We start from the raw sequence: 26,534 nt of genomic DNA on the forward strand, positions 1-26,534 counted from the left end.
GTATTTTTGTGCGACGCAAAATAGCATGGTTAAAGCCGGGTATGGTGGCTGCGGTGATGGCTGCTAGGAGATTTGCAGTTTCACTCGTGCCCCTACCTCGGGCAATTGGTAACCCGGTCTCGTAGCCGCAGGCAGGTCGCGCAAATTCAACACCATTGGTACGCTGCCGCCGTCAATCAGGGTCGAGCTGGAATTCAGCGTGAGGACATTCTTGTGCTTCTTGTCGTCGAAGAAGGTCTGCCGCACCACGGCCCGGAAGGAAGGGAAGAATCTCTGCGATTGCCGCCCGCCAATTTCAAGGGAAGCTCTTGCAAACGCAATTTTGATGGACTTTCCTTCTGCCTTTTCCAGCCTTGCGCGGTCGGCTTGTGAAAGATACAGGCCAACATTGCCAAAATTATCGACCCTGAACACATGGGTAACATCGGGAGGTGCAGGCACGCTGGATGCGATATCCATAGGCTCCAGTTTGTCGTCAGCCATTTGTTGCGCGCGGGTTTCCGGTTGGGAAAAGCGCAGCGTTTCCTCCGGCAGCACCTCGAGCGAACGGAACTGGCTGCTGGTATGGTTGGTATTGGTAAGCCGGTAGAGGCTTTTGATCTGGTCCCGGACATATGAAAGCTCGTACCCGTTCAGGGTGCCGCAAATGACCGTGCCGTCCTTAAGCTCGGCGCATACGAATTCTTTGCGATGGTTCCCCTTTTTGCCGTTGGTTTTGTCCTTGTCTGGCGGCGCGCAATTGACGGCAAGCACAAGCTTTTCGGGCCGGGACTTGTTGGTGACAAGCTCGGAAACAATCGTGCCGATATCAATCGTGGTGTGCGCGGGCGTTACATGTAGATCGGCATCGCGGATGCCAAGCTTGCCCATCCAGTGCGTATAGGCGTCCTGTATCTTGGGGACGGCGTTGATCACATCGGTCGTATCGGTGATGTGGCGTATGCTGGTTCTTGAATATGCTGCGCTCATGGTTCTCACAATCGTTTTGCGCGCCACAAATGCGTGGACGCGCGGGTTCACCTTGCGGGAACAGACCCAGCGCAAAGAACAACGATATGTGAGGCTATAAAAATAGCTTCGGCACAGCGTGGCCCTGCTGGGGACCACAGTGCGGAAGCTCTGATATTCTATCGGGGCTTACTGGCTGCGGCGCTTTAGCTATCGGTAACGCGGCAGCAAGCTGCTCCCATCAAATTCCGCGGTTCCGCCGAAACGGAACATTCGTTCTATAGGAAATTCGGCCACCCGCCGTCAAGCAGTCTGTATGGTTAATTTTGCAGCATGGCGCCGACCCATGCCAGCCATGCGGGCTGTGCCGGGCCGAGCAGGGCAAAAAGTAAATAAACGACAAGTATAAGCGCCATTGTGGTCATGCCGATTTTGCCGCTCGGCGGCGTCGCCATTTTGCCCGCTGCCGCACCCGGCCCGAACCGCCGCGTTAGCGCCATGCGCCCCGCGCGGCCGACCGCGAACCAGCCAAACCCCATCATAACCGGTGCCGCCACAAGCTCGGCCGCCACGCGCGCGGAAAGCGGCAAGCCGGCAAGCGCGGGCGTCATGAACAGGGCGGCAAACGCCCCGCATGCCAGCGCGACGCTGCCGCCAGAGGCAAGCCAGCGCGCCTTCAACGTCACCTGTTTCAGCGCGCGCGTGACGTTCTGCATAATCTCCGTGGCACAATTGCGCGAAAGCGCAATCGGGTGCTGGCGCAGCAAATCGCGCGCTTCCCGCTGCCCCGCGAGCGTGATGCGCAGCGCGTCTTCGATCACCTTTGCCTTGCAGGCATCCTGCAGCATATCGCTGCCCTCGGCCGCCATGGCAAGCGCCTTGCGCGCGGCCTTGAGCGTGGCATCAAGGAAGGGCGGCACATCAAGCAATGCGCGGCGGTTGCCGAAAACCGTGACGCGCATGCGCTTGTTGAGGATCGAGAGCGCCATTTCCGCCGCCGGGAAAGCGGCCGTGTAATGCAGACGCTGCACGCTTCCCCCGGTTTCGCCGTCACGCACATAGGAAATATCGGCGTGCCCGCGCGCCAGCAGATCCGGCCCGTTGCGGCCGATCAGGTTGCGGATAGCTGACGGAACATCCGCGCCGTGATTGATGGCGAAGCTGACCTCGACGCTGTAATTGAGCTTCACGAGATCGGTGATCATGCCGGTGCCGCGGCACCCGGTGCACTGCATGCCGCCGCTGCCCCTGCATGTAGGGCAGGCGGTCGCGCCGCGGCCCTGACACGTGCGGCACCCGACGCTGCGCGCGCCACGGCACGTTATGCAAGGTTGCTGCCCGTTGCCGCCCGGCTGCATGCCCGTGCCCTGGCAGGCGGGGCATATTTCTTGCCCGCGCGCCTGGCATTGGTTGCAGGGCATGGTCTTGTTGCCATGACAGGTGGGGCAGGCGCTTGCCCGCGCGCCGCCGCATTCAACGCACGCTTCGCTGGCCGCCAGCTGTTCGGTGCGCTCGTCCAGTTCGAAGCGCAAACCTTCCGCCCCCCAGCCTTGCCCGGGCATTTTGTGCAATTCGCCTTTGATCGCATCGAACCAGCTTTGGGTGGCGGTAAACTCCTTTTGCTGCTTGGTCAGATGCTGCTGCATTTCGGCTGTGGACGCGAAGTTGTGTATCTTGCGGCCCTTCACTGTGCCCGGCTGGCGCCCGGCCTGCGCCGAAACATGCGGCGTGAGCGTCATGGTTGCCGTCAGTTCGCAGGCCCGTTCCTCGGTGCTGAGAAGCTGGATGATCTCGCCGCTCGCGCCGTTGGACGAAGCGAGCGCGCGCAGGCGGGCGAGGGCGGCATCGGTAAGCGGGACGGGTGTGTTCATCAAGGATTGCGTTGCCGTGGCGGGACGGCTCCATCATACACAATCATCGCGGCAACGAAAGCGGCGGCATCCCGCCTTTTTCAGGCGCGCCTCTTCGCCCGCGCAGGCGCGCCAAGATAGGCGGAAAGATATTTGCCCGTATAGCTGCGCTTTTCGCGCGCCACGTCTTCGGGCGTGCCCGCGGCCACAATCTCGCCGCCGCCATCGCCGCCCTCGGGGCCGAGATCGATGATCCAGTCGGCGGTCTTGATCACTTCAAGGTTATGTTCGATCACCACCACCGTGTTGCCCTGATCGACAAGCGCGTGCAGCACTTCGAGCAGTTTGCGCACGTCTTCGAAATGCAGGCCTGTCGTGGGTTCGTCGAGGATATAAAGCGTTTTGCCGGTGGCGCGGCGCGAAAGTTCCTTGGAAAGCTTGACGCGTTGCGCCTCGCCGCCCGAAAGCGTGGTCGCCTGCTGGCCGATCTGGATGTAGCCGAGCCCGACGCGGTTGAGCGTTTCCATCTTGTCGCGGATAGAAGGCACGGCCTTGAAAAACTCCGCGCCTTCCTCGACCGTCATCGCAAGAATATCGGCGATGGATTTGCCTCGGTACAGAACCTCCAGCGTTTCGCGGTTATAGCGCTTGCCGCTGCAGGTGTCGCATGTGACATACACGTCGGGCAGGAAATGCATCTCGATCTTGATGACGCCGTCGCCTTCGCATGCTTCGCAGCGCCCGCCCTTGACGTTGAAGGAAAAACGCCCCGGCCCGTAGCCGCGCGCCCGCGCTTCGGGCAACCCGGCGTACCAATCGCGGATCGGCGTGAAGGCGCCGGTATAGGTGGCGGGGTTCGACCGCGGCGTGCGGCCGATGGGGGATTGATCGATATCGACGATTTTGTCGATCAGCTTGACGCCTTTGATCTTGTCGTGCGCGGCGGGCAGATCGCGCGCCTTGTTGAGCTGTTTGGCCAGCGCTTTATAAAGCGTTTCAACCACCAGCGTGGATTTGCCGCCGCCGGAAACGCCGGTGACGCAGGTAAGGGTGCCGAGCGGGAATTTCGCGTCGATGTTCTTGAGGTTGTTTTCGCGCGCGCCGATCACCTCAAGCCACTGACCCGCGCGGCCTTCGCGCCGTGCGGCGGGCAGGGGGATGCTGCGCTTGCCGCTCAGATACTGGCCCGTAAGGCTGCGCGGCACTTTCACGATATCGTCCGGCAGCCCGGCGGCCACAACCTCGCCGCCATGCACGCCCGCGCCGGGGCCCATATCGATCACGTAATCGGCGCTGCGGATTGCGTCTTCGTCATGTTCCACGACCAGCACGGTGTTGCCGATATCGCGTAGCCGCTTCAGCGTCGTGAGCAGCCGGTCGTTATCGCGCTGGTGCAACCCGATTGAGGGTTCGTCGAGCACATAAAGCACGCCCGTGAGGCCGGAGCCGATTTGCGAAGCGAGGCGGATGCGCTGGCTTTCGCCGCCCGAAAGCGTGCCCGAATTGCGCGCGAGCGTGAGGTATTCGAGGCCCACATTATTGAGGAATCCGAGCCGTTCGTTGATTTCCTTCAAAATACGCGCCGCGATTTCCCGCTGCTTGGGCGTGAGGTCTTTATCGAGGTTTTCGAACCACGCCCCCGCGGCCTTGATCGAAAGCCCCGCCACATCGCTGATATGCCTGCCGGCGATTTTCACCGCCAGCGCTTCCGGCTTCAGCCGCAGCCCGCCGCAGGCGTCGCACGGCTGCGCGGTCTGATAGCGGCCGATTTCCTCGCGCATCCAGTTGCTTTCGGTTTCGCGCCAGCGGCGCTCGAGATTGGGGATCACGCCCTCGAAAGGCTTGGTGTTGCGGTAGCTGCGGGTTTCGTCCTTGTACACGAAGGTGATGTCGCGCCCGCGCGTGCCGTATAAAATGGCCTGCTGCAGGTCCTTGCCGAGCTGGCGCCACGGGGCATTCATGCTGCCCTTGAAATTGCGCACGACGGCGGAAAGCGTCTGTTCATAGAACATCGACATCACGCTCTTCCACGGCGCGATCGCGCCTTCGGCCAGCGAAAGCCCGTCATCCGGCACAATCAGCGCGGGATCGAAGGTCAGTTTTTCGCCGAGCCCGTCGCATGCCGGGCAGGCGCCGTGCGGGTTGTTGAAGGAAAACAGGCGCGGCTCGATCTCCTCGATCGTGAAGCCGCTCACGGGGCACGCGAATTTCGAGGAAAAGACGGTGCTCTCGCCTGTCGTGGCGTTTTCCGCGAGCATCAACCCGTCCGCGAGCTTGAGCGCGACCTCGATGCTGTCGGGCAACCGGTTGCCAAGATCCTTGCGCACAACGATGCGGTCAACCACCACGGCGATATCGTGCTTGATCTTTTTGTTCAGCGCAGGAACCTCGCCGATCTCCCACACCTTGCCGTCAACCTTGACGCGCTGGAAGCCTTTCTTCTGCAGCTCCTTCAGCTCTTTGCGGTATTCGCCCTTGCGGCCGCGTACGATGGGCGCAAGCAGCAGCAGCTTCGTGCCTTCGGGCATCGCCAAAATGCGGTCCGCCATCTGGCTTACGGTCTGGCTTTCGATCGGCAAGCCGGTTGCGGGCGAATAGGGCACGCCGACGCGCGCGAACAGAAGGCGCATGTAATCGTAAATTTCGGTCACCGTGCCGACGGTGGATCGCGGGTTGCGCGAGGTGGTTTTTTGTTCGATTGAAATCGCGGGTGAAAGACCTTCGATGGAATCGACATCCGGCTTCTGCTGCATTTCAAGGAACTGGCGCGCATAGGCCGAAAGGCTTTCGACATAGCGGCGCTGTCCTTCGGCATAGATGGTATCGAATGCGAGCGAGGATTTGCCGGAACCCGACAGGCCGGTGATGACCACGAACCGGTCGCGCGGAATTGTGACGTTGATGTCTTTGAGGTTGTGTTCCCGCGCGCCGCGGATGGAAATATCTTTAAGCATGGCCCGAGATGTTTAGAACAAAACAGGTACATCGCTCAAGGGCTTGTTTTGGCGGCAATTATCCCTTTGAGAAGCCTGCGTTTTACCCTATGCCGCCACCTTTGCCTGTACGTTCGCGCGCAGCAACCGGAACACCATGCTGTCGCCCAGCGCATCGAACGAGGCATCGATGATATTGGTCGAAACGCCAACCGTGAACCAGCGTTCGCCGCCCGCAAGATCGCTGCTTTCGATCATGACGCGCGGCGCGGCGCCCGAAGCGTCGGTCGCGCGCAGGATGCGCACGCGGTAATCAACCAGCTTCATATCTTTCAGCGCGGGATAGATGGGCTCAAGTGCTTTGCGCAGCGCGCGATCGATGGCGTTGACCGGGCCGTTGCCATCGGCGGTGGTTTTGAAAACCTTGTCGCCGATGCGCAGCTCGGCCGTGGCTTCGGAGACGATCATCAGCTCGCCCGCCTTGTTGTGGCGGTGCTCGTCGGTTACCGAAAAGCGCGTCACTTCGAAATAATCGGGCACGAGCCCGAGCATACGCCGTGCCAGCAATTCAAAACTCGCCTCCGCGCCGTCATAGGCATAGCCTTCATATTCGCGGCGTTTCACAAGCTCGACCAGCTCGGTCACATGCGGGTCCTTCGGATCGGCCTTCAGGCCGATTTCCCCGAGCCGCGAAAGGATGTTCGAACGTCCGGCCTGGTCCGAAACCACGATCGTGCGCCGGTTGCCGACCGCAGCGGGATCGATATGTTCGTAGCTGGCCGGGTTTTTGGCGACCGCGGAAACATGCAGCCCGCCCTTGTGCGCAAACGCCGCGGCGCCGACATAGGGCGCATGCCTGTTTGGCGCGCGGTTCAGCATTTCATCGAACTGGCGGCTGATCTGTGTCAGCTTGCCAAGCGCGTTCGGCTTCAACGCGGTTTCATAACCCATCTTGAGCGTCAGCGTGGGAATGAGCGTGACAAGGTTGGCGTTGCCGCAGCGTTCGCCCAAACCGTTCAATGTGCCTTGCACCATGCGGCAACCCGCGCGCACGGCCGCGAGCGAATTGGCGACCGCATTGCCGGTATCGTCGTGGGTATGGATGCCCAGCCCGCCATCGGGTGTGCCTGCGGGGAATTTCCCCGCCACGGCGGAAACGATTTCATCCACCTCATGCGGCAGCGTGCCGCCGTTGGTATCGCATAGCACCAGCCACCGCGCGCCCGCTTCGTGCGCCGCCTGCAGGCACGAAAGCGCATAACCCGCATCGGCCTTGTAGCCGTCGAAGAAATGTTCAGCATCAAACAACGCTTCGCGTCCGCGCTTCACGGCTTCGGCAATGCTGTCGCGGATCAGCGCGAGGTTTTCATCCCCCGTGGTGTTCAGCGCAACCTTGACCTGGAAATCCCAGCTTTTGCCGACAAGGCACACGGCCCGGGTGTCGGCATTAAGCACCGCATTGAGACCGGGGTCGTTCGCGGCGCTTTTGCCGGGGCGGCGCGTCATGCCGAAAGCGGTGAAGGCGGCATTCTGGCACGCGGGCGGGGCGGCGAAGAAAGCATCGTCGGTCGGGTTGGCGCCGGGCCAGCCGCCTTCGATGTAATCCATGCCCAGATCGTCAAGCATCGCGGCGATCGCGCGCTTGTCGGCAACCGAAAAATCCACCCCGGATGTCTGCGCCCCGTCGCGCAGCGTTGTATCGAATAGATAAAGACGTTCAGCCATGACCAAAATCCCGTATAACGGCAAAAAAGAGCGCCGGGCCTTTTAAAGGGGCCGCGCAGAAACTACCGAATTGATGGAAAGAAAGATATATCCCGCTCAGGCGGGAATAATCGGAATAATGGCCGCGATCACGAAGATCACGCCGGTCAGCATGAGGTGGGAGAAATCAAAAGCATCTGAATTCATTTTCATCATAGACAAAGCTTACCCCTTTTTCTGTGCATAATGCAAGCGTAACATATGGTAACATACGGAAAAGAAACAATATTTTATCAACAGTTATTACCGGCGCTCGCGCGTTGCAAGGAATGTTTAAGGATTAACCGTAAAAACCCCGTCCGTTTTACCCATCTTGGGTAATGCCGGCGGCTTTATGCCGCAAGCACGCGCAACGGCGGCCTGAGGCTGATGCGCTTTGCTCTGATGCTCAAGCGTCCCCTGCTGACCGACAATAATTGCGCGCTTGCTCTGGGTGGCGCATAGCAGGCACTAGGCGACAAAGGCGGTCCGGCCAGGCCAAGTTTTTCAAGCAAGTCATCCACCATGGTTTTGTATGCGCTGTTATGGTCTGCGCCCGCCGGGTCGTAGGTTCTGTTGTGCATTTGCAGAATGGTTTCGTCATCGCTCAAGGGCGTATCGGCATACAGCGTCTTCAGTTGCGTTATGCAGGCACCCCAGAATTGCAGGTATTTTTTGTCGTATCGATTATCCGCAACTGTCGCGATATCGGCGCTGCCAAGCCCCGCAAGATGACCCAAAATTCGCCGCGCCGTCGGGTCTTCCTCGGCCGCATGCGGGTTGCTGGTGGCATGCTGGATATAGAAGGCGCGCAGGTGATTATTGATATGCGATGCTGGCACGTTGCTTACATCACCGGCCCGGTCGCCGAGCGCAAAGGCGCCATCCGTATTCTGCACAATATTGCGGCGGCGCACATTGAGACTTAAATATTCACAAGGCCCGCTGCCGGGGTCGAGTTCTGGTTGCGCATAAGGCATATCAAGCCTTTTAAAGCCCATGCTCCGCCACATATGGAGACGGTCAACCGCGTCGGCGCTGTCGCTTGCGTAGCCGCCGGTTGACATTTCTTCAGGATTGTTAAATTCGGCGATGTCGAGAAAATGTCCATAAGTTCTGAGCGTTTTTGGTGCGGTCTTGGCCAGATATTCCATGACCATTTGATCGCGGAGTTTGACCAGTTGCGAAGCAAGCTTCATGCCGCGATATTCTGGTGCGAGGAAATAATAGGTGCTGTGCACCGTTGGCGGGCCGTTTTTGTGTATGTAAAGGCCGAAATTGACGCCACCGATTTTTGTGCCGTCTGGTGCGTATAGCGTGGTGCAGAATTCCCGATATTTGCCGTCACCGATAGCGCGCAGGATTTTTTTGTCGAAATTATTGTTGAAAAGGTTCCGGTGAAACCCTTCCTTGCTTTTACGCTCTTCCTGCAGCGGGAAACAGGGTTCGTAAATATCGTAGAACTGATCCAGTTTCGCCAGCAGCGATTCGCCAAGAGGCTTGAAGAGGGAATCCGCAGCAAGCCTGAGCCATCGGTACACCGGTCCGAACAAACGCATCCTAGCATGCTCGCCATCCGAAACGACCGACTCGAGTCGCAGCCCGGCATGAAAATTTTCCACCGTGCCGTACATGGCAAGTATTTCCTGTTTTTTCCGGGCGGAAAGCGCTGCGTTTCTCTCAAGGGTGCTAGCTAGGCCGGAAAAGGTGGCTGTTTCTGTCATTCTGAAATATCCAATATAGATTTATTTCAATAAATTCCTGGGTGTTATAAGGCCTTGCTGCTCAACCGGTAAAGAAAATAAATGATTTCCTGTGTGCGGGTGCCGCCAGGCCATGGGTTACTTGTTGGATTCATTGCATTTACGGTCGTGGAATTTGCCGGATTTCCACGCTAGACTGCGCATACATTGGAAAAACAGGAGATTCGAGCATGGCAGGCAGCGTCAATAAGGTCATTCTGGTGGGCAATCTGGGCAAGGACCCGGAGGTGCGCACGTTTCAGAACGGCGGGCGCGTAGCCAGCTTTTCGGTCGCCACTTCCGAAAACTGGAAGGACAAGGCGACGGGCGAGCGCAAGGAGCGCACCGAATGGCACCGCATTTCGGTGCTCAACGAAAATCTCGTGAACATTGTCGAGCGTTACCTGAAGAAGGGCTCGAAGGTTTATCTCGAAGGCCAGCTCGAAACCCGTAAATGGCAGGACAAGGACGGCCAGGACAAATATTCGACCGAGGTTGTGTTGCGCCCCTACCGCGGCGAGCTCACCATGCTTGATGGCCGGAGCGGCGGCGGCGATGCCGCCAACGACAGCGCCTCGCTCGATGATCGTGGCGAAAGCCGTGGCGGCGGCGCGCGGGTAGCCGGCGGCGGCAAGGCCGCGGCGGCGGATCTTGATGACGAGATCCCGTTCTAACCGGGCCTGAAAGGGCAACCGGAACATGGCCGCATCGCTCTATATCGCATTATTCGCGTTCGCTTATGTTGTGCTCGCGCTTCACGTCATCAAAGGCCGCCGCGCCTTCAAGGTGGCGGTGGGCGACGGCGGCAACGACGTGCTGCGCATGCGCATACGCGCGCACGGCAATTTTTCCGAATATGTTCCGCTGTTTCTCCTTATGTTAATGGCGGCCGAATATAACGGGCTTTCCGCGCTGGCGGTGCATGGCTTCGGTGCTTTTTTTGCCGTCGCGCGCGGCCTGCACGTTTATGGCCTGTTGAAAGACGAAGCGTATGAAGGCGACAAGCGCGTGCGCGGCGGGCGCTACCGCTTCCGCGCCATGCAGGGCACTTTCGCCGTTATCGGGGTGCTTGCTGGCACCCTGTTGGTGCAGTTCGTTTCCCTGCAGTTCTTCTGAACGCAATGAGCGAAACCGGCTTCATTCATTTGCGCGTTCATACCAGCTATTCGCTGGCCGAAGGCGCGATCAAGATCAAGGAAGACAAACCGAAAGACGGCAGCAAGGCGGTGCGCGCCGATCTGATCGGCCTTTGCAAGGCAAACAACATGCCCGCCGTCGCCGTGACCGACAGCGGCAATCTGTTTGGCGCACTGGAATTTGCGATGGACGCCGCTGCTGCCGGCATTCAACCCATTATCGGTTGCAAGCTCGCGCTGGCGCGGCCCGATCAGGCGCAAGGTCCGGCGGGGCAGGTGGTGACGGACCGCATCGTGCTGATTGCACAGAACGAAGCGGGCTATAAAAACCTTGTTTGGCTCGTTAGCCATTCATTTCTCGCGGAAGATCGCGGCGTGCCGCATATAACGTGGGATGAGCTTGGCGAACGTGCCGAAGGACTGATCGCGCTAAGCGGCGGGGCCGATGGGCCGGTGGGGCGTTTGCTGCTTGATGGGCAGGAAGCGGCGGGTGAAGCCGCGCTGCAGCGCCTCGCAGGCATTTATCCCGGGCGGCTGTATGTGGAAATCATGCGCCATGCCGGCGGTGCGGTCGGCAATGCCGAACAGAGGATAGAAGGCGCGCTGATCGATCTTGCCTACAAGCATAATCTGCCGCTGGTCGCGACCAACGACGTCTATTTCGGCACCGAGGATATGTACGAAGCGCATGACGCGCTTTTATGCATCGCCGACAAAGCGATGGTGGCGGAGCCCAGGCGCCGCCGCCTTACGCCCGATCATCGTTTCAAATCGGCCTCCGAGATGCGCGAGCTGTTCGCCGATTTGCCCGAAGCGTGCGACAACACGCTTGTGATCGCACGCCGCTGCGCGGTAATGCCGCAGCAGATCGACCCCATTTTGCCCGCTTTCGAAACCACGGGCGGCCGCAGCGAAGCCGATGAATTGCGCGAACAGGCGCGCGCGGGGCTGGCCGGGCGCATCAAGGCCGCGGGCGTGAATGATAAGAAAGCCTATCTAGAACGTCTGGAATATGAACTGGACGTGATCATCAAGATGGGTTTCGCGGGCTATTTCCTGATCACATCCGATTTTATCAAATGGGCCAAGGGGCAGGGCATTCCGGTCGGGCCCGGGCGCGGTTCCGGCGCCGGTTCTGTGGTGGCGTGGTCGCTGCTGATCACCGATCTCGATCCGATCCGCTTCGGGCTGCTGTTCGAACGTTTTTTGAACCCCGAGCGCGTCTCGATGCCGGATTTCGATATCGATTTTTGCCAGGAGCGGCGCGACGAAGTGATCGGGTATGTGCGCGATAAATACGGCGCCGACCGGGTCGCGCAGATCATCACTTTCGGCAAGCTGCAGGCACGCGCGGTGCTGCGCGATGTCGGGCGCGTGCTCGGCATGCCTTACGGATATGTCGATAAAATCTGCAAGCTGGTGCCGAACAACCCCGCCAACCCCGTCACGCTGGCGCAGGCGCTCGATAGCGAACCGCAGCTGCAAGCCATGCGCAGCGCCGACCCGGTGGTCGAACGGCTTATGCATATCGCGCTCAGGCTCGAAGGGCTGTTCCGCAACGCGTCCACCCACGCTGCGGGCGTGGTGATCAGCGACCGGCCGCTGACCGAATTGGTGCCGCTGTACCGCGATCCGGGCGCGGCGCTTCCGGCCACGCAATACAATATGAAGACGGTCGAGCTGGCCGGGCTGGTGAAGTTCGATTTCCTCGGCCTTAAAACGCTCGATGTGCTGCAGCAAACGGTCGATATCCTTGCCGCGCGCGGCGTGGCGGTCGATCTGGCCGCGCTGCCGCTGGATGACGCGAAAACCTTCGCGCTCATGGCGCGCGGCGATACCACGGGCGTGTTCCAGCTAGAAAGTTCGGGCATGCGCGATGTGCTGCGGCGGCTGCGCCCCGAACGGTTCGAGGAAATCATCGCGCTTGTCGCGCTCTATCGCCCGGGCCCGATGGATAATATCCCGAAATTCATCAAGACCAAGCAGGGCGAGGAAAAACCCGATTACCTGCACCCGCTTCTGGAACCCGTGCTGCGCGATACCTATGGCATTCCGGTCTATCAGGAACAGGTGATGCAGGCGGCGCAGGTGCTGGCGGGCTACAGCCTCGGCAACGCCGATCTGCTGCGCCGTGCGATGGGCAAGAAAAAGGCTGATGAAATGGCGGCGCAGCGCGCCAGCTTCATTGCCGGCGCGAAAAAGAACAAGGTTTCCGAAGCGCAGGCGGGCGCGATTTTCGATCAGATCGACAAGTTCGCGGGCTACGGCTTCAACAAAAGCCACGCGGCGGCCTATGCGCTGATCGCGTACCAGACCGCGTATCTGAAAGCCAACTATGCGGTGGAATTTTTCGCAGCCTCAATGAATTTTGAAATGGGCGATACCGACAAGCTGAACATGGTGCGGCAGGAGCTGGCGCGTAACGCTATCGCGCTGCTGCCCCCCGATATCAACCGCAGCCACGCCGCTTTTGCGGTCGAGGAAACCGAAAGCGGGAAGAAAGCGATCCGCTACGCGCTCGCGGCGCTGAAGGGCGTTGGCGCGGCGGCTATGAAAAGCGTGGTCGCGGCGCGCGAAGCCGACGGCCCGTTCAAGGATCTGTTCGATTTTGCATCCCGCGCCGACCCCAAGGCGATGAACAAGAAACAGCTTGAAAGCCTGGCGGCTGCGGGCGCGTTCGATACGCTCAACCGCAACCGCGCGCAAGTGCTGGCGGCAGCCGAAATGCTTTCCCGCCATGCCAGCGCCGCCGCCGATGAACGCAGCAGCGGCCAGAACAATTTGTTCGCATCCGAGCCGGAAGCCGCTGCGCGTCCGCAATTGCCGGATGCGCGCAACTGGGACGATCTGACCCGCTTGCAGCACGAATTCAATGCGATCGGTTTTTATCTTTCCGCCCATCCGCTGGACGCCTATCGTGTTTTGCTTGAACGCATGAATGTTGTGCCCGCGGCCGGCGTTCCCTCCCTTTTGCGTGCGTCGGGGCCGAGCCGTTTCAAGCTGGCCGGTGTCGTTATGGGCAAGCAGGAGCGCACATCGAAATCCGGTAACCGCTTCGCCTTTGTGCAGATGTCGGATGGCGGCGGCGCGTTCGAGGTCACGGTGTTTTCCGAACTTCTGGCCGCGAGCCGCGAACAGCTTGAGACAGGCAGCACGCTGCTGATCGAGGTCGATGCGCAAATCGGCGGCCAGCAAGGCGGCGACGATCTGCGCTTCATCGGCCGCACCTTCCAGCCGTTGAAGGAAGCGGCGGAGCGGATGTCGCGCGGCGTGCGCCTGCTTGTGCGCAATACCGAAGCGCTCGATGCGTTGCACAAACTGCTTGATGGGGCGCAAAAGGGACGGGGCAAGGTGCAGCTCGCGCTTGAGCTTGATGACCTGAGCGAAGCCGAAATTGATTTGCCTGAAGCTTATCTTTTGAACGAATCCGTTAAAACCGCGCTGCGCCAGCTTCCGGGCGGCGTGGAAGTGCAGGAATTCTAGGGACATTTTCGCGCCGCTTTACGCCGTGCCGCCGGCATGGCATTTATGGCGAGCGATGGCGGTCGAACCTTTCATTCTTCTTGATGATGCGCGTATGCAGGGCTCCGAACAGGGTCCGGGCTCGCTGCTGTTCACGAAACCGCGAAGCTGGATTACCGCCTATAACGCCGAAGATGTCGAAGCCGCGATGGCGCAGCTTGAAAAAGCGCGCATGCAGGGTTTCCATATCGCCGGGTGTTTTTCATACGAACTTGGCTATGCGTTCGAACCGAAGCTGGCGCGGCTTTTGCCGAAAAGCAAGGCGCCGCTGATTTCCTGCGGCATGTTTCAGGCGCCGCAAAAGCTGACGCCCGCCGCCACAGCCGATTATCTCGCGCGCATGGAAAACGGTCCCTGCCGCGTCGGCACCATGAAGCCGCAGGTCAGTGCCGCCGGCTATGTCAAGGCGATGCAGCGCGTGCTCGATTACATTCGCGCAGGCGATGCCTATCAGGTCAACCTCACTTTTCCGCTGCATGGCGAGGTTGAAGGCGACCCGGTTGCTCTCTATCGCCGGCTGCGCCGCCGCCAGCATGGCGGGCATCAGGCGCTCGTGCACGCGCCGGATGGCGGCTGGGTGCTTTCGCTTTCGCCCGAACTGTTCATGCAGGTCACGGGCGATCGCGTCGTCACGCGGCCGATGAAAGGCACGGCGCCGCGCGCGCCCGGCTATGATGAAGACCGTGTGCAGGCTGAAAGCCTCGTGCGCGATCCCAAGGCGCAATCAGAAAACCTGATGATCGTCGATCTGCTGCGCAACGATCTCGCGCGGCTTGCGCTGCCCGGCAGCGTGCAGGCCGGCCCGCTGTACCAGACGGAAACCTACCCCACGCTGCACCAGCTGACCTCGACCGTCACCGCGCGGCTGCCGCCCGGCACGCGGCCGCTGGCGCTTTTGCGCACATTGTTTCCTTGCGGCTCCGTCACGGGCGCGCCGAAAATCAGGGCGATGGAAATTATCCGCGAACTTGAAGCGCAGCCGCGCGGCGCCTATTGCGGGGCGATCGGTATGATTGCGCCGCCGCAAGCGACCGGCGCAGGCGACATGCTTTTCAATGTCGCCATCCGCACGCTGACGATACGCGGCGGGCACGCGGTGATGGGCGTCGGCAGCGCGGTGGTGGCCGATAGTTCGGTCGATGGTGAATACGAAGAATGCGTGCTCAAGGCCCGCTTCGTGACGCAGGATGTCCCCGCCTTCGATCTGCTTGAAACCATGCGTTGGCGCGAAGACGAAGGTTTTTATCTGCTCGACCGGCATCTTGCGCGGCTGCGGCAATCGGCTTTCTATTTCGGCTACGGCTTCGATGAGACGCGGGTGCGGACCGCGCTTGCGCGCGCGGTGCAGAATGCCGGGCACAAAAGCCTGCGCGTACGGCTCACGCTTGCCGAAGACGGCGCGCCGCGCGTGGAAGCCGGACCGCTAACCTTGATGCAGAACGCGATCCTGCGTTACGCAATTGCCGACCGTCGCGCCGACAGCCGCGATCCGTTCCTGCGCCACAAAACCACCAACCGAGGAATGTATGAAAACGAGCTGGCGCGGCTGAAGGATGCGGCCGGGTGCGACGAGGTTATTTTCCTGAACGAGCGCGGCGAGGTTACGGAAGCCGCCCGCGCCAACGTGTTCGCGCGTTTCGGCGCCACGCTGTTCACGCCGCCGCTTTCGTGCGGCGTGCTCGACGGCTGTTTGCGCCGTTCGTTGTTCGACGACCCGGAAATCACGCTAACCGAAAAAGTTCTGACCCCGGCCGATCTTGAGGCCGCGGATGAAGTGCTGCTCGGGAATTCCGTGCGCGGGCTGATGACGGCGGTACGCATGGAGCGGCAAGCAGACGGCACAACCGAAAGGAAACAGGCATGAGCGCGGAACTATACTGGCTGACCCTCGTTACACTCATGACCGGTCTTGTCTGGGCGCCCTATATCGTCAACCGGCTTGTTGAATATGGAAGTGCGGCGGTTATGAAGCCGCGTATCCCCGCCCCGCCGAAGGCGGCATGGGCGGCGCGCATGATGAAGGCGCATGCGAACGCAGTCGAAAACCTCGCGGTGTTCGCGCCGCTGGCGCTGGCGGTGCATGTTTCCGGCATGGGCAATGAAACCACGGCCATGGCCGCCATGCTCTATTTCTGGGCGCGGCTTGTGCATTTGGTTGTGCAGACGCTGGCGGTGCCGTTGTTGCGCACACTGGCTTTTGCGACAGGTTTTTTCTGCCAATTGACGCTGGCCTTGACATTGCTTGGCGTGATCTAAGCCAGGAATACGTCTAACATGTTGATAATAAATAGATATTTATAATCATCGGCGCTGGCGCGGTCGATGTAATCGTTGCATTTTCTGCCACGCCCCTCTATAAACCGCCCTGCATGCAGGCGGCAGGTGCCGTTTGTATGACATCACATGCAGGCCGGGTTGTCCCAAAAGGCACCCTCCCATGTCCGGGGCGCAAGCACCGGGAATGGCCTGCAGAGGCAACAACATGAAGGAGGAGTGCATCCATGCCGATGCCAACATTCACCATGCGCCAGCTTTTCGAAGCCGGCATTCATTTCGGCCACAACACCCGTCGCTGGAACCCGAAGATGCAGCAGTATCTTTTCGGCGTCCGCAGCGGCGTGCACATCATCGATCTTGAACAGACCGTGCCGATGCTTCATCAGGCGCTGCAGGTTCTGCGCGATACCGCCGCAGGCGGCGGCCGCGTTCTGTTCGTGGGCACCAAGCGCGCGGCACAGGAAAAGGTTGCGGAAACTGCGCAGCGTTGCGGCCAGTATTATGTCAACCACCGCTGGCTTGGCGGCATGCTGACGAACTGGAAAACCATTTCGCAATCGATCAAGAAGCTGCGCGAATACAACGAAAAGTTGGAAAACGAGGCGATGAAGCTGACCAAGAAAGAACAGCTCGATATCGCCCGCAAGCGCGACAAGCTGGAAAAGGCGCTCGGCGGCATCAAGGAAATGGGCGGTACGCCCGATATCCTGTTCGTGATCGACACCAACAAGGAGCAGATCGCGGTCGAAGAAGCGACCGTGCTTGGTATCCCTGTGATCGCTATTGTCGATAGCAACAGCGACCCGGCGCATATCACCTACCCGGTTCCGGGCAACGATGACGCCATCCGCGCCATCGAGATGTATTGCGATCTCGCGTCGGCGGCGGTGCTTGACGGCATCGAAGCCGAGGTACGTGCCAGCGGCAAGGATGCCGGCGAAGCCGCCGTGGTGCCTGCCGCCAAGCAGGCGGGCGCGGCCGACGAAGGCCCGATCGCGGCTTCGGCCTGATAGAAACTGCGCGCTACCGCGTGCCGCGCCGGACACATCATTCCGTGCGCGGCGCCGGCGGCGCCACAATGAACGGAGATAGCAATGGCAGAAATTACCGCACAACTCGTGAAGGATCTGCGCGACAAAACCGGCGCGGGCATGATGGACTGCAAAAAGGCGCTTACCGAAGCGAGCGGCGATATCGAAGCCGCGGTTGACTGGCTGCGCAAAAAGGGCCTGTCGGCTGCCGCCAAGAAGGCCGGCCGTGCCGCCGCCGAAGGGCTTGTGGCCGTGGCCGCCGATGGCGCAACCGCCGCCATGGTGGAAGTGAATGCCGAAACCGATTTCGTCGGTCGCAACGAACAGTTCCAGAAATTCGCGCTTGCCACCGCCAGGCTGGCACTGGCCGGCAATGGCGATGTCGAGGCGCTGAAGGCCACACAGTTTCCGGGTGCGAAGCATGCGGTCGCGGACGAATTGACCAACCTGATCGCCACCATCGGCGAGAACATGGGTATTCGCCGCGCCGCACGCCTGAATGTGAAGCAGGGCGTGGTCGCGAGCTATGTGCACAATGCTGTCGCGCCGGATCTCGGCAAGATCGGCGTTCTGGTCGCGCTCGAATCCGCCGCGCCCGCAGAAAAGCTGCAGGAGCTGGGCAAGCAACTGGCCATGCATGTGGCCGCCGCGCGCCCCGAAGCGCTGACGATTGCCGATGTCGATCAAGGCGCGCTCGAGCGCGAACGCTCGGTGCTGGCCGAACAGGCCCGCGCTTCGGGCAAGCCCGAAGACATCATCGCCAAGATGGTTGAAGGCCGTTTGCGCAAGTATTACGAGGAAGTCGTTTTCACCGAACAAGTCTATGTGGTGGACGGCGAAACCCGCATCAGCAAGGTGATCGAAAACGCTTCCAAGGAATTTGGCGCGCCGGTCAAGCTTGCGGGCTTCACCCGCTTCCAGCTGGGCGAAGGCGTTGAAAAGACGCAGGACGATTTCGCCGCCGAAGTAGCAAAAATGGCCTCGTAACCGCCCGGCAAAGGGGGTTTTCGCCGGGCATGGGAATGGCGTAAATTCGTGATATAAGAGTGGCGGATCACCAAGGGGGCGCCTGATGGCAAACAAAACAGTGCAAAAAAACGCCGCACCCGGTGTTCCCCTGAAGGCTATTTCCGGCTCCGCCCTTTATAACCGCGTTCTCGTCAAGCTTTCGGGCGAAGCCCTGATGGGCAGCCATGAATACGGGCTCGATCCCATCGTGGTCGATCGTGTGGCGGGCGAGATCAAAAGTGTTATCGATATGGGCGTGCAGGTTTGCGCCGTGATCGGCGGCGGCAATATCTTCCGCGGCATTTCCGGCGCGGCCAGCGGCATGGATCGCGCCACGGCCGATTATATGGGCATGCTGGCGACCGTGATCAACGCGCTTGCCATGCAAAATGCCCTTGAAAAGGCGGGCGTGCCGACGCGGGTGCAATCCGCGATCCCGATGTCTTCGGTGTGCGAACCCTATATTCGCCGCCGCGCCATGCGCCACATGGAAAAGAGCCGCGTGGTGATTTTTGCCGCAGGAACCGGCAACCCCTTTTTCACAACCGACAGTGCCGCGGCGCTACGCGCTTCGGAGATGCAGTGCGATGCGCTGCTCAAGGCCACCAAGGTCGATGGCGTCTATAGCGCCGACCCGAAGAAAGATAAGAATGCGCAGCGCTACGATCGGCTAAGCTATTTCGATGTGCTTTCGCAGGATCTCGAGGTCATGGACACCTCGGCCATCTCGCTGGCACGCCAGAGCAAAATTCCGATCCTTGTTTTCTCGATCTTCGAGCAAGGCGGCTTCGCGAATGTGATGCAGGGCAAAGGCAAGTTCACAATCATCACAGACTAATCCATCCGCAATCCCCGGGGACAATCATGACAGTGAATATCGACGAATTCGGCAAACGCATGGACGGCGCATTCGATGCGCTGAAGAAGGAATTCGGCAGCCTGCGCACCGGCCGTGCCTCTACCAATCTGCTCGAGCATGTCTCGGTCGATGCCTATGGCAGCGCCATGCCGATTAACCAGGTTGGTACCGTCGGCGTGCCCGAACCGCGCCTGCTGACCGTGCAGGTGTGGGACAAGGGGCTTGTGAAATCGGTGGAAAAGGCGATCCGCGACGCCGGGCTCGGCCTCAACCCGCAGCCCGATGGGCAGCTGGTCCGCGTGCCGGTGCCGGAGCTGAGTGCCGAGCGGCGGCAGGAGCTTGTGAAAATCTCGGGCAAATATGCAGAGCAGGCGCGTGTGGCAGTGCGCAATGTGCGCCGCGATGCGATGGATACTTTGAAAAAAGCCGCCCTGCCGGAAGACGATCACAAAAAGCTTACCGACAAGGTGCAGCAACTGACCGACCAGCATATCAAGAAGATCGATGAAGCGCTGGCGGGCAAAGAAAAAGAAGTGACGCAGGTCTGACGGAGCGAGTTATGCAACCGGTTGACCACCCTTTCGACAAGGACGCGATCAAGACGCCGATGCATGTCGCCATCATCATGGACGGAAACGGCCGCTGGGCCGCGGCGCGCGGCTTGCCGCGCACCATGGGCCACCGTGCGGGGATCGAAGCCGTGAAGCGCACGCTTGAAGCGTGCAAGAGCCTGCCGGTCAAATATCTTACGCTTTACAGCTTTTCCGCCGAAAACTGGCGCCGTCCGCTCGACGAGATCGAAGAGCTGATGCAGTTGCTGCGTTTTTATCTGCGCAGCGAGCTTGCCAACATGCATCGCAACGGCATCCGCGTCCGCATCATTGGCGAACGCGATAAGTTGCCCAAGGATATCGTCGATATGGTCAACCATGCCGAGGAGCTGACGAAAGATAACCAGGCGTTGACACTTGTGATCGCACTTTCCTACGGCGCGCGGCAGGAAATTGCGGCCGCCGCCCGCGCAATCGCGGAAAAGGTCTCGACCGGTGCGCTGCGCCCCGCGCAGGTGGACGAAGGCGAGGTGATGGCCGCGCTTTATACGCACGATCTGCCCGATCCGGACCTGATCATTCGTACCAGCGGCGAACAAAGGCTTTCCAACTTCCTTTTGTGGCAATCGGCCTATGCCGAATTCTTCTTCACCGAAACACTGTGGCCGGATTTTGGCGCGCGCGATCTTGAAGCCGCGCTCGGCGAATTTCAGCGCCGTGAGCGCCGCTACGGAGCAACCGTTGGGCAAAACTGACGGGGTTGAGCTTTGGAAGCGTGTGCTTGCGGCGGCCGTTTTCGGGCCGCTCGTGCTGGCGGCAATTTATTTCGACGGTTCTTTCTATAACGCTTTCATCATGGTGCTCGGCATGCTCGGCATGCGCGAATGGCTGCGCATGACGCAAAAAACCCCCTCGCGCCTGACCCGTGCTGCCGCCTATGGCAGCACCAGCATCATTATTATAGCCGGGCTGTTGCTGCCGATCGCCTGGGCGGCGCTGGGCGGTATTGTGCTTATGCTTATTCTTTTCGTGATCGCAGCGCGCAAGGATTGGGATGTGGCGGGCTGGATCGCGTTCGGTATTCCCTATCTGGCCGGCAGCTGCCTTGCGCTTTTGTATTTGCGCAACGGTACCGGCGCGGGGGCTGACGGCGGCCAGATCGGCATGGGGCTTACCTATTTCCTTGTGCTCACGGTTTGGGGCACCGATGTGGGCGCCTATGCCGCCGGCAAATTGATCGGCGGCGCCAAGCTTGTGCCGCAAATCAGCCCTTCCAAGACCTGGGCGGGCTTGTTCGGGGGCGTGTTTTGCGCGGTTTTGGCCGGTTATGCGGTGGCAAACGCTTTTGGGGTGCAGAACCCGCTGGTTGCTATATTATTGGCCGCGCTGCTGGCCGTGGTATCCCAGTTGGGAGATTTGTTCGAATCGTACATCAAACGGCGGGCCGGTATGAAGGATAGCGGCGGGATCATCCCCGGCCACGGCGGGCTGCTCGACCGGGTCGATGGCCTGGTGTTCGCGGCCTCGTTCTTCGTATTGTTTCAGGTCATGGTAGGGACGGAATTGTCATGGTGGTAAAAACACAAGCTTTGCAGAAAGATTACCCCGCCGCAGCGCCCGCGCAGCGTAGCGTGACGATATTGGGCGCCACCGGTTCGGTTGGCTGCCAAACGATAGACCTGATCGAACGTTCCCCCGGCAAATACAGGGTGCTGGCGCTCACCGCATGGCGCAATGTTCAGAAGCTCGCCGAACAGGCGCGCAGCCTGAAGCCCGAAGTTGCGGTAATCGCAGACCCCGCCTGCTACGACGAACTTAAGGCCGCGCTCGCGGGCACCGGCGTGCGCGCCGCCGCCGGGCCACAAGCGGTTGTGGAAGCTGCGCAAATGCCGGCGGATTGGGTGATGGCCGCCATCGTCGGCGCTGCCGGGTTGCCCGCCACGCTGGCCGCCGTGCGCCGCGGCGCGGTGGTCGCGTTCGCCAACAAGGAAACGCTTGTATGCGCCGGGCCGCTGATGATGGACCTTGCCGCGCAATCCGGCGCGAAGCTTTTGCCGGTGGACAGCGAGCATAATGCCATCTGGCAGGTATTCGATTTCGATCGCAAGGAAGCAGTGACACGCCTGATCCTGACCGCTTCGGGCGGGCCGTTTCGCACCATGACGCGCGCCGACATGGCAGCGATGACGGCGGCGCAGGCGGTGAAGCATCCGGTCTGGACTATGGGCGCCAAGATATCGATCGATAGCGCGACCCTGATGAACAAGGGGCTTGAGGTCATCGAAGCGCATTTTCTTTTCGCCATGCCGGAAGAGAAGATAGACGTTGTGGTGCATCCGCAATCGGTGATCCACAGCATGGTGGAATATGCCGATGGCTCGGTGCTGGCCCAGCTCGGTACACCCGATATGCGCACGCCCATCGGCTATACGCTGGCATGGCCTGAACGCATGGAAACGCCGGCCGCGCGGCTCGATCTCGCGCAGATCGGTTCTCTGACCTTTGAAGCGCCGGACCCGGAAAAATTCCCCGCCCTGCGCCTGGCGCGCGAAGCGATGCGTGCGGGCGGCACCGCGCCCGCCGTGCTCAATGCCGCGAACGAGGTTTCGGTGCAGGCGTTCCTGGACGGCAAAATCGGCTTTCTCGATATCGAGCGCATCAACGAAGCGACGCTGGGGCAGGTTCCGGCCGCGCGGCTCAGTGGGCTCGATGTGCTGGCGGAGGCCGATGCCGCCGCCCGCCGTCATGCCCAAACGCTGTCGGGCGGGAAGTAGGGCGCTATGGAAGCGATGTTCGATATTCTCACAAACTATTTCATCCCGTTCGTGGTGGTGCTTACGGTTGTCGTATTCGTGCACGAATACGGTCATTACTGGGTCGCGCGCCGCTGCGGCGTGAAGATCGAAACTTTTTCGATCGGTTTCGGGCCCGAGCTGTTCGGCTGGACCGATAGTCACGGCACGCGCTGGAAATTCTCGGCCGTTCCGCTCGGCGGCTATGTAAAGATGTTCGGCGATGCCGACCCGGCCTCGACCCCCGATGCTGCGGTCAAAACCATGACGGATACGGAAAAAAGCGTCGCTTTCTATCATAAATCGGTGAACCGGCGTGCCGCCATCGTCTTCGCCGGCCCGGCCGCGAACTATATCTTCGCCATTATCGTGCTTGCCTTCCTGTTCGCGCTGGCGGGCCAGCCTTTTACCCCGCCGGTTGCGGGTGATGTGCTTGCCGGCGAACCCGCGGCCAAGGCCGGTATGCAAAAGGGCGACCGGGTACTGGCGATTGACGGCAGCCCGATCGAGCGGTTTGAGGATATCCAGCGCATCATCAGCGTCGCGCAGGGCCAGCCCGTGAGCCTGAAGGTGCTGCGCGGCGAAGCGGAAATCAGCATCAAGCTCACGCCCGCCATCACGAAGGTCAAAGATCATTTCGGCAACGAACACACCGCGGGCCGCATTGGCCTCGCGAGCACGACCGTGGAGATCAAGAAGCTTCCGCCGGGCGAAGCGCTGATCGGCGCGGCGCGGGAAACCTGGCATATGACGGCGGTAACGCTGAAGGCGCTGGGCCAGATGATTGCCGGCACCCGCGACAGCGAAGAGCTGGGCGGCGTGCTGCGGATCGCTAAAATGTCGGGCGATGTCGCCAGCCAGAAAAGCTCGGCTTCCTTTTTCTGGTTTGTGGCGGTGCTTTCGATTAATCTCGGCCTGATCAACCTGTTCCCCGTGCCCTTGCTCGATGGCGGGCATCTGCTATTTTATGCGGCTGAGAAGTTGCGCGGGCGGCCTCTGTCCGACCGGCTTCAGGAAGCCGGTGCGCGGGTCGGTCTGGCGCTGGTTTTGTCCCTTATGTTGTTTGCGACCTGGAACGATCTCGTTCAGCTTCAGGTCGTTAGTTATCTGAAAGGCCTGTTCTCTTGATCCAGCTGGAATTGCCGCTTTATCAGAAACCGCCCCTGCGCCGCCGGCTTGCCGGCGCGGCGCTGTGGCTTCTGGTGCCGCTGGCGCTCAGTCCTTCGATCGTGATCGCCGAAGATATTGTGAACCCGCCCGCGCCGGAAGCTGTGCCGGTCGAACCCGTGAACCAGATACCGCTGGTGCAGGTGGCCTCAGCCGAAGGGGTCATACGCAGCATCGATATCCGCGGCGCGCAGCGCCTTGAACAGGAAACCGTGCTTTCCTATTTGCAGCTCGCGCCGGGGGAGGAAATTGATCAGGACAAGATCAGCGGCTCCCTGAAATCGCTGTACGCGACCGGCCTGTTCAAAGATGTCGCCATGCATATGGACGGCGGCACGCTGGTGACGGATGTCGAAGAAAACCCGGTCATCAACAAGGTCATTTTTGAAGGCAACTACGAAGTTTCGGCGGAAGACCTTGAAAAGGAAATCCAGCTCAAGCCGCGTCTGGTTTATACGCTGCCGCGCGTTCAGCGCGACATGAAGCGCATTCTGGACGTCTATCGCAGCACCGGCCGTTTCGCCGCCACGGTGGAACCCAAGCTGGTCAAGCTGGAACAAAACCGCGTCGATCTGATCTTCGAAATTACGGAAGGCGACCGCACCGGCGTGCACAGCATTGCTTTTGTCGGCAACAAGGAATTTTCCAGCGGTGATCTCAGCGAAATCATCTCGACCCGCGAAACCGCCTGGTGGCGCTTTTTCTCGAATTCCGATTTCTATGATCCCGACCGGCTGAATTTTGACCGCGAATTGCTGCGCAAATTTTATCTGAACGAAGGCTATGTCGATTTCCGCGTGGTTTCCGCGAATGCCGAGCTGACGCCGGACAAGAAGAACTTCTTCATCACCTTCACGGTGGAAGAAGGCGAGCGTTACCGTATCGGCAAAGTGATATTGAAGAGCCAGTTGAAAGGCTTTGATGCCGAAGAGCTGCGCGGCGACGTGACCGTTCAGGAAGGCGAATGGTACAGCGCGGCCGAGGTGGAAAAGACCATCAACAAGCTGACCGCGGTGATGGGCGACAGGCAATACGCCTTCGTCGATATCGTGCCCGATATCGACCGCCAGCGCGATAGCAAGACCATCAATCTGACCTTCAGCATCAAGGAAGGCCCGCGCGTTTTCGTGCAGCGCATCGAAACCAACGGCAATCTCCGCACCATGGATAAGGTGATCCGTCGCGAAATCTTGCTGGCCGAAGGCGACCCTTTCAATATGTCGAAGCTGCGCCGTTCGGAACAGCGCATCAAGGATCTGACCTTCTTTGAAGATGTGAAGGTAACGCCCGAAGACGGCGCGCAGCCCGACCAGACGGTGATCAAGGTTGATGTGAAGGAAAAGGCAACGGGCGAACTATCCCTCGGTGCGGGCTTTTCCACCACCGACGGCGTGCTGGGTGACTTCTCGATCCGCGAGCGTAACTTTATGGGCAAGGGGCAGGACGTGCGCATCGGCACCACGCTGTCCAGCCGTACCAAGCAATTCGATTTCAGCTTCACCGAACCGTACTTCCTTGATCGCGACCTTGCGGCCGGGTTCGACGCCTTCCGCACCACGCGCGATAACCAGGACGAAAGCGCCTATGATGAAACCAACACCGGCTTTTCGCTGCGCCTCGGTTACCCGCTTTCCGAACAGCTGCGCCAGCGCCTGAGCTATACCTTCCAGAATACCGAGATCAGCGACGTGCCCTCTACCGCTTCGCGTTTCGTCAAGGAACAATCGGGCACCACCAACACGTCCATGGTCGGGCAGGAACTGATCTACGACACCCGCGACAGCCGCATTTCGCCGACCGACGGCTATATGATGAAGCTGACCACCGATTTCGCCGGCCTTGGCGGCAGCGTGAAATACATTCGCACCCGCCTGCTGGGCACAACCTATTACCCGGTCGCCGACGATTGGATCGTCAGCGCGCTGGCCGAAGGCGGTTATATATGGGGCCTTGATCAGAATGTGCGCATCTCCGACCGTTTCTTCCTCGGCGGCGAAACGCTTCGCGGCTTCCGCTTCGCGGGCGTCGGTCCGCGCGATTTGACCGGCGGTGCGGACGACGCGCTGGGCGGCGAACGCTATGTGCGCGGCAATGTCGAGCTGACCATGCCTTCGCCGCTGCCTGATGAGGTTGGCGTGAAATTCCATCTGTTTGCCGATGCCGGCACGCTCGGTAAGGTCGCGGCCACGCCGTTGCCGGGCGAAATATTCCGTAACGAAGAATCTGTGCGCATCAGCGCCGGTATGGGCATGACGTGGCAATCGCCCTTTGGCCCGATCCGCATGGATTTTGCCAAGGCGTTGCGCAAGGAAAGCTACGACAAGACCGAAGTGTTCCGCTTCAGCTTCGGCACGAGGTTCTGATGCCATCCCGTTTTCTTATTCTTGCCGCCGCCTTGTGCGCAGGTTTGCTGTCCGCGCCGCTTGCGCGGGCCGAGGCGGCCAAGGCAGCCGCGATGCCGCCTGCGGTGGTCGCGATTGTCGATGTACAGCGGATATTGCAGGAATCTTTGGCAGCCAAGGATGTTCAGCAACAGCTGGAAGCGCAGCGCGCCAAGTTCCAACAGCAAATCTCGGAAGAAGAAAAACGCCTCGCGACGGCGGAAAACACGCTGAAGCGCGACCGCGAAAAGCTGACGGACGATGCCTATGCCGTGCGCGAACAACAACTGCGCCGTCAGTTCCTTGAAGTGGAGCGCGATGTGCAAAGCCGCCGCCGTGCGCTCGATCAGGGTTTCAATGAATCCATGGGCGCCGTCCGCACCAGCCTGCTCTCCATCGTGCCGAAACTGGCAGCCGAGCGCGGCGCCAACCTGGTTGTTCTGAAACAGCAGGCACTTTGGTTCGACGACCGGCTTGATATCACCGATGAGGTGTTAAACCGGCTGAATACGAAGCTTAAGACGGTCCCGGTGATGATTAAGCCGGTCGAATCCACATTCGACAAGGAAAAACCCAAGGATAATTAATGGGTTA

20 protein-coding genes are annotated in these 26,534 nt (G+C 60.2%); 15 read left to right on the plus strand and 5 right to left on the minus strand.

The window, feature by feature from the left end; genetic code table 11:
* Nucleotides 1-63: 63 nt before the first annotated feature.
* The 5 genes from GC131_07385 to GC131_07405 form a co-directional block, all read right to left on the minus strand.
* Nucleotides 64-969, minus strand: a complete 906-nt coding sequence (locus GC131_07385) for a hypothetical protein (GenBank protein ID MBI1273890.1) — start codon at nucleotides 967-969, stop codon at nucleotides 64-66.
* Nucleotides 970-1,268: 299 nt separating this feature from the next.
* The gene (locus tag GC131_07390) at nucleotides 1,269-2,819 is read right to left on the minus strand and encodes a hypothetical protein (protein ID MBI1273891.1); all 1,551 of its coding nucleotides are present in this window, start codon (nucleotides 2,817-2,819) and stop codon (nucleotides 1,269-1,271) included.
* 80 nt (nucleotides 2,820-2,899) lie between these two features.
* A complete protein-coding gene (gene uvrA / locus GC131_07395) occupies nucleotides 2,900-5,752 on the minus strand; it encodes an excinuclease ABC subunit UvrA (GenBank protein MBI1273892.1) in 2,853 nt (950 codons plus the stop codon).
* 87 nt (nucleotides 5,753-5,839) lie between these two features.
* Nucleotides 5,840-7,456: a citramalate synthase gene (locus GC131_07400; GenBank protein MBI1273893.1), complete on the minus strand. Its 1,617-nt coding sequence runs from the start codon at nucleotides 7,454-7,456 to the stop codon at nucleotides 5,840-5,842.
* A gap of 371 nt (nucleotides 7,457-7,827) precedes the next feature.
* On the minus strand, nucleotides 7,828-9,198 hold the full coding sequence (locus GC131_07405; GenBank protein MBI1273894.1) for a hypothetical protein: 1,371 nt from the start codon (nucleotides 9,196-9,198) through the stop codon (nucleotides 7,828-7,830).
* A gap of 209 nt (nucleotides 9,199-9,407) precedes the next feature.
* Here GC131_07405 and ssb point away from each other — a divergent pair, with 209 nt between their 5' ends.
* The 15 genes from ssb to GC131_07480 all read left to right on the plus strand — a co-directional run bounded on the left by ssb (nucleotide 9,408) and on the right by GC131_07480 (nucleotide 26,527).
* Nucleotides 9,408-9,890, plus strand: a complete 483-nt coding sequence (gene ssb, locus GC131_07410; protein MBI1273895.1) for a single-stranded DNA-binding protein — start codon at nucleotides 9,408-9,410, stop codon at nucleotides 9,888-9,890.
* 25 nt (nucleotides 9,891-9,915) lie between these two features.
* The gene (locus tag GC131_07415) at nucleotides 9,916-10,332 is read left to right on the plus strand and encodes a hypothetical protein (protein MBI1273896.1); all 417 of its coding nucleotides are present in this window, start codon (nucleotides 9,916-9,918) and stop codon (nucleotides 10,330-10,332) included.
* A 5-nt stretch (nucleotides 10,333-10,337) separates the two neighbouring features.
* Nucleotides 10,338-13,835 carry a DNA polymerase III subunit alpha gene (gene dnaE / locus GC131_07420; GenBank protein MBI1273897.1) on the plus strand — a complete coding sequence of 1,166 codons (3,498 nt, stop codon included), beginning with the start codon at nucleotides 10,338-10,340 and terminating at the stop codon, nucleotides 13,833-13,835.
* 55 nt (nucleotides 13,836-13,890) lie between these two features.
* Nucleotides 13,891-15,738 (plus strand): aminodeoxychorismate synthase component I, encoded by a 1,848-nt coding sequence (gene pabB, locus GC131_07425; GenBank protein ID MBI1273898.1) that lies wholly within the window; start codon nucleotides 13,891-13,893, stop codon nucleotides 15,736-15,738.
* Nucleotides 15,735-16,130 carry an MAPEG family protein gene (locus GC131_07430; protein MBI1273899.1) on the plus strand — a complete coding sequence of 132 codons (396 nt, stop codon included), beginning with the start codon at nucleotides 15,735-15,737 and terminating at the stop codon, nucleotides 16,128-16,130. Before pabB ends, GC131_07430 begins: the two co-directional genes overlap by 4 nt.
* Before the next feature lie 245 nt (nucleotides 16,131-16,375).
* Nucleotides 16,376-17,161: a 30S ribosomal protein S2 gene (rpsB, locus tag GC131_07435; GenBank protein ID MBI1273900.1), complete on the plus strand. Its 786-nt coding sequence runs from the start codon at nucleotides 16,376-16,378 to the stop codon at nucleotides 17,159-17,161.
* 84 nt (nucleotides 17,162-17,245) lie between these two features.
* A complete protein-coding gene (locus tag GC131_07440; protein ID MBI1273901.1) occupies nucleotides 17,246-18,169 on the plus strand; it encodes an elongation factor Ts in 924 nt (307 codons plus the stop codon).
* A gap of 85 nt (nucleotides 18,170-18,254) precedes the next feature.
* Entirely contained in the window at nucleotides 18,255-19,028 is a 774-nt protein-coding gene (locus GC131_07445; GenBank protein MBI1273902.1) for a UMP kinase, read from the plus strand.
* 26 nt (nucleotides 19,029-19,054) lie between these two features.
* Complete coding sequence (locus GC131_07450; GenBank protein ID MBI1273903.1) at nucleotides 19,055-19,597, plus strand: ribosome recycling factor; 543 nt, start codon at nucleotides 19,055-19,057, stop codon at nucleotides 19,595-19,597.
* Between the two features lie 11 nt (nucleotides 19,598-19,608).
* Complete coding sequence (locus tag GC131_07455) at nucleotides 19,609-20,355, plus strand: isoprenyl transferase (protein ID MBI1273904.1); 747 nt, start codon at nucleotides 19,609-19,611, stop codon at nucleotides 20,353-20,355.
* A complete protein-coding gene (locus GC131_07460; GenBank protein MBI1273905.1) occupies nucleotides 20,234-21,178 on the plus strand; it encodes a phosphatidate cytidylyltransferase in 945 nt (314 codons plus the stop codon). Before GC131_07455 ends, GC131_07460 begins: the two co-directional genes overlap by 122 nt.
* Nucleotides 21,169-22,374, plus strand: a complete 1,206-nt coding sequence (locus GC131_07465) for a 1-deoxy-D-xylulose-5-phosphate reductoisomerase (protein ID MBI1273906.1) — start codon at nucleotides 21,169-21,171, stop codon at nucleotides 22,372-22,374. The genes GC131_07460 and GC131_07465 overlap by 10 nt, the downstream gene beginning before the upstream one ends.
* Nucleotides 22,375-22,380: 6 nt before the next feature.
* On the plus strand, nucleotides 22,381-23,520 hold the full coding sequence (gene rseP / locus GC131_07470; GenBank protein MBI1273907.1) for an RIP metalloprotease RseP: 1,140 nt from the start codon (nucleotides 22,381-22,383) through the stop codon (nucleotides 23,518-23,520).
* An 11-nt stretch (nucleotides 23,521-23,531) separates the two neighbouring features.
* On the plus strand, nucleotides 23,532-25,922 hold the full coding sequence (bamA, locus tag GC131_07475) for an outer membrane protein assembly factor BamA (protein MBI1273908.1): 2,391 nt from the start codon (nucleotides 23,532-23,534) through the stop codon (nucleotides 25,920-25,922).
* Nucleotides 25,922-26,527, plus strand: coding sequence for a hypothetical protein (locus tag GC131_07480; GenBank protein ID MBI1273909.1), 606 nt, complete (start codon nucleotides 25,922-25,924; stop codon nucleotides 26,525-26,527). The genes bamA and GC131_07480 overlap by 1 nt, the downstream gene beginning before the upstream one ends.
* Nucleotides 26,528-26,534: the final 7 nt, after the last annotated feature.

The organism is Alphaproteobacteria bacterium (assembly GCA_016124955.1).
Lineage (GTDB): Bacteria > Pseudomonadota > Alphaproteobacteria > UBA9219 > RFNS01 > RI-461.

What these genes read in the sequence shown, in the direction of transcription:
- GC131_07385 (MBI1273890.1), bottom strand. Translation starts at nt 969, where the DNA reads ATGAGCGCAGCATATTCAAGAACCAGCATACGCCACATCACCGATACG.
- GC131_07390 (MBI1273891.1), bottom strand. Translation starts at nt 2,819, where the DNA reads ATGAACACACCCGTCCCGCTTACCGATGCCGCCCTCGCCCGCCTGCGC.
- uvrA (MBI1273892.1), bottom strand. Translation starts at nt 5,752, where the DNA reads ATGCTTAAAGATATTTCCATCCGCGGCGCGCGGGAACACAACCTCAAA.
- GC131_07400 (MBI1273893.1), bottom strand. Translation starts at nt 7,456, where the DNA reads ATGGCTGAACGTCTTTATCTATTCGATACAACGCTGCGCGACGGGGCG.
- GC131_07405 (MBI1273894.1), bottom strand. Translation starts at nt 9,198, where the DNA reads ATGACAGAAACAGCCACCTTTTCCGGCCTAGCTAGCACCCTTGAGAGA.
- ssb (MBI1273895.1), top strand. Translation starts at nt 9,408, where the DNA reads ATGGCAGGCAGCGTCAATAAGGTCATTCTGGTGGGCAATCTGGGCAAG.
- GC131_07415 (MBI1273896.1), top strand. Translation starts at nt 9,916, where the DNA reads ATGGCCGCATCGCTCTATATCGCATTATTCGCGTTCGCTTATGTTGTG.
- dnaE (MBI1273897.1), top strand. Translation starts at nt 10,338, where the DNA reads ATGAGCGAAACCGGCTTCATTCATTTGCGCGTTCATACCAGCTATTCG.
- pabB (MBI1273898.1), top strand. Translation starts at nt 13,891, where the DNA reads ATGGCGGTCGAACCTTTCATTCTTCTTGATGATGCGCGTATGCAGGGC.
- GC131_07430 (MBI1273899.1), top strand. Translation starts at nt 15,735, where the DNA reads ATGAGCGCGGAACTATACTGGCTGACCCTCGTTACACTCATGACCGGT.
- rpsB (MBI1273900.1), top strand. Translation starts at nt 16,376, where the DNA reads ATGCCGATGCCAACATTCACCATGCGCCAGCTTTTCGAAGCCGGCATT.
- GC131_07440 (MBI1273901.1), top strand. Translation starts at nt 17,246, where the DNA reads ATGGCAGAAATTACCGCACAACTCGTGAAGGATCTGCGCGACAAAACC.
- GC131_07445 (MBI1273902.1), top strand. Translation starts at nt 18,255, where the DNA reads ATGGCAAACAAAACAGTGCAAAAAAACGCCGCACCCGGTGTTCCCCTG.
- GC131_07450 (MBI1273903.1), top strand. Translation starts at nt 19,055, where the DNA reads ATGACAGTGAATATCGACGAATTCGGCAAACGCATGGACGGCGCATTC.
- GC131_07455 (MBI1273904.1), top strand. Translation starts at nt 19,609, where the DNA reads ATGCAACCGGTTGACCACCCTTTCGACAAGGACGCGATCAAGACGCCG.
- GC131_07460 (MBI1273905.1), top strand. Translation starts at nt 20,234, where the DNA reads ATGCCGAATTCTTCTTCACCGAAACACTGTGGCCGGATTTTGGCGCGC.
- GC131_07465 (MBI1273906.1), top strand. Translation starts at nt 21,169, where the DNA reads ATGGTGGTAAAAACACAAGCTTTGCAGAAAGATTACCCCGCCGCAGCG.
- rseP (MBI1273907.1), top strand. Translation starts at nt 22,381, where the DNA reads ATGGAAGCGATGTTCGATATTCTCACAAACTATTTCATCCCGTTCGTG.
- GC131_07480 (MBI1273909.1), top strand. Translation starts at nt 25,922, where the DNA reads ATGCCATCCCGTTTTCTTATTCTTGCCGCCGCCTTGTGCGCAGGTTTG.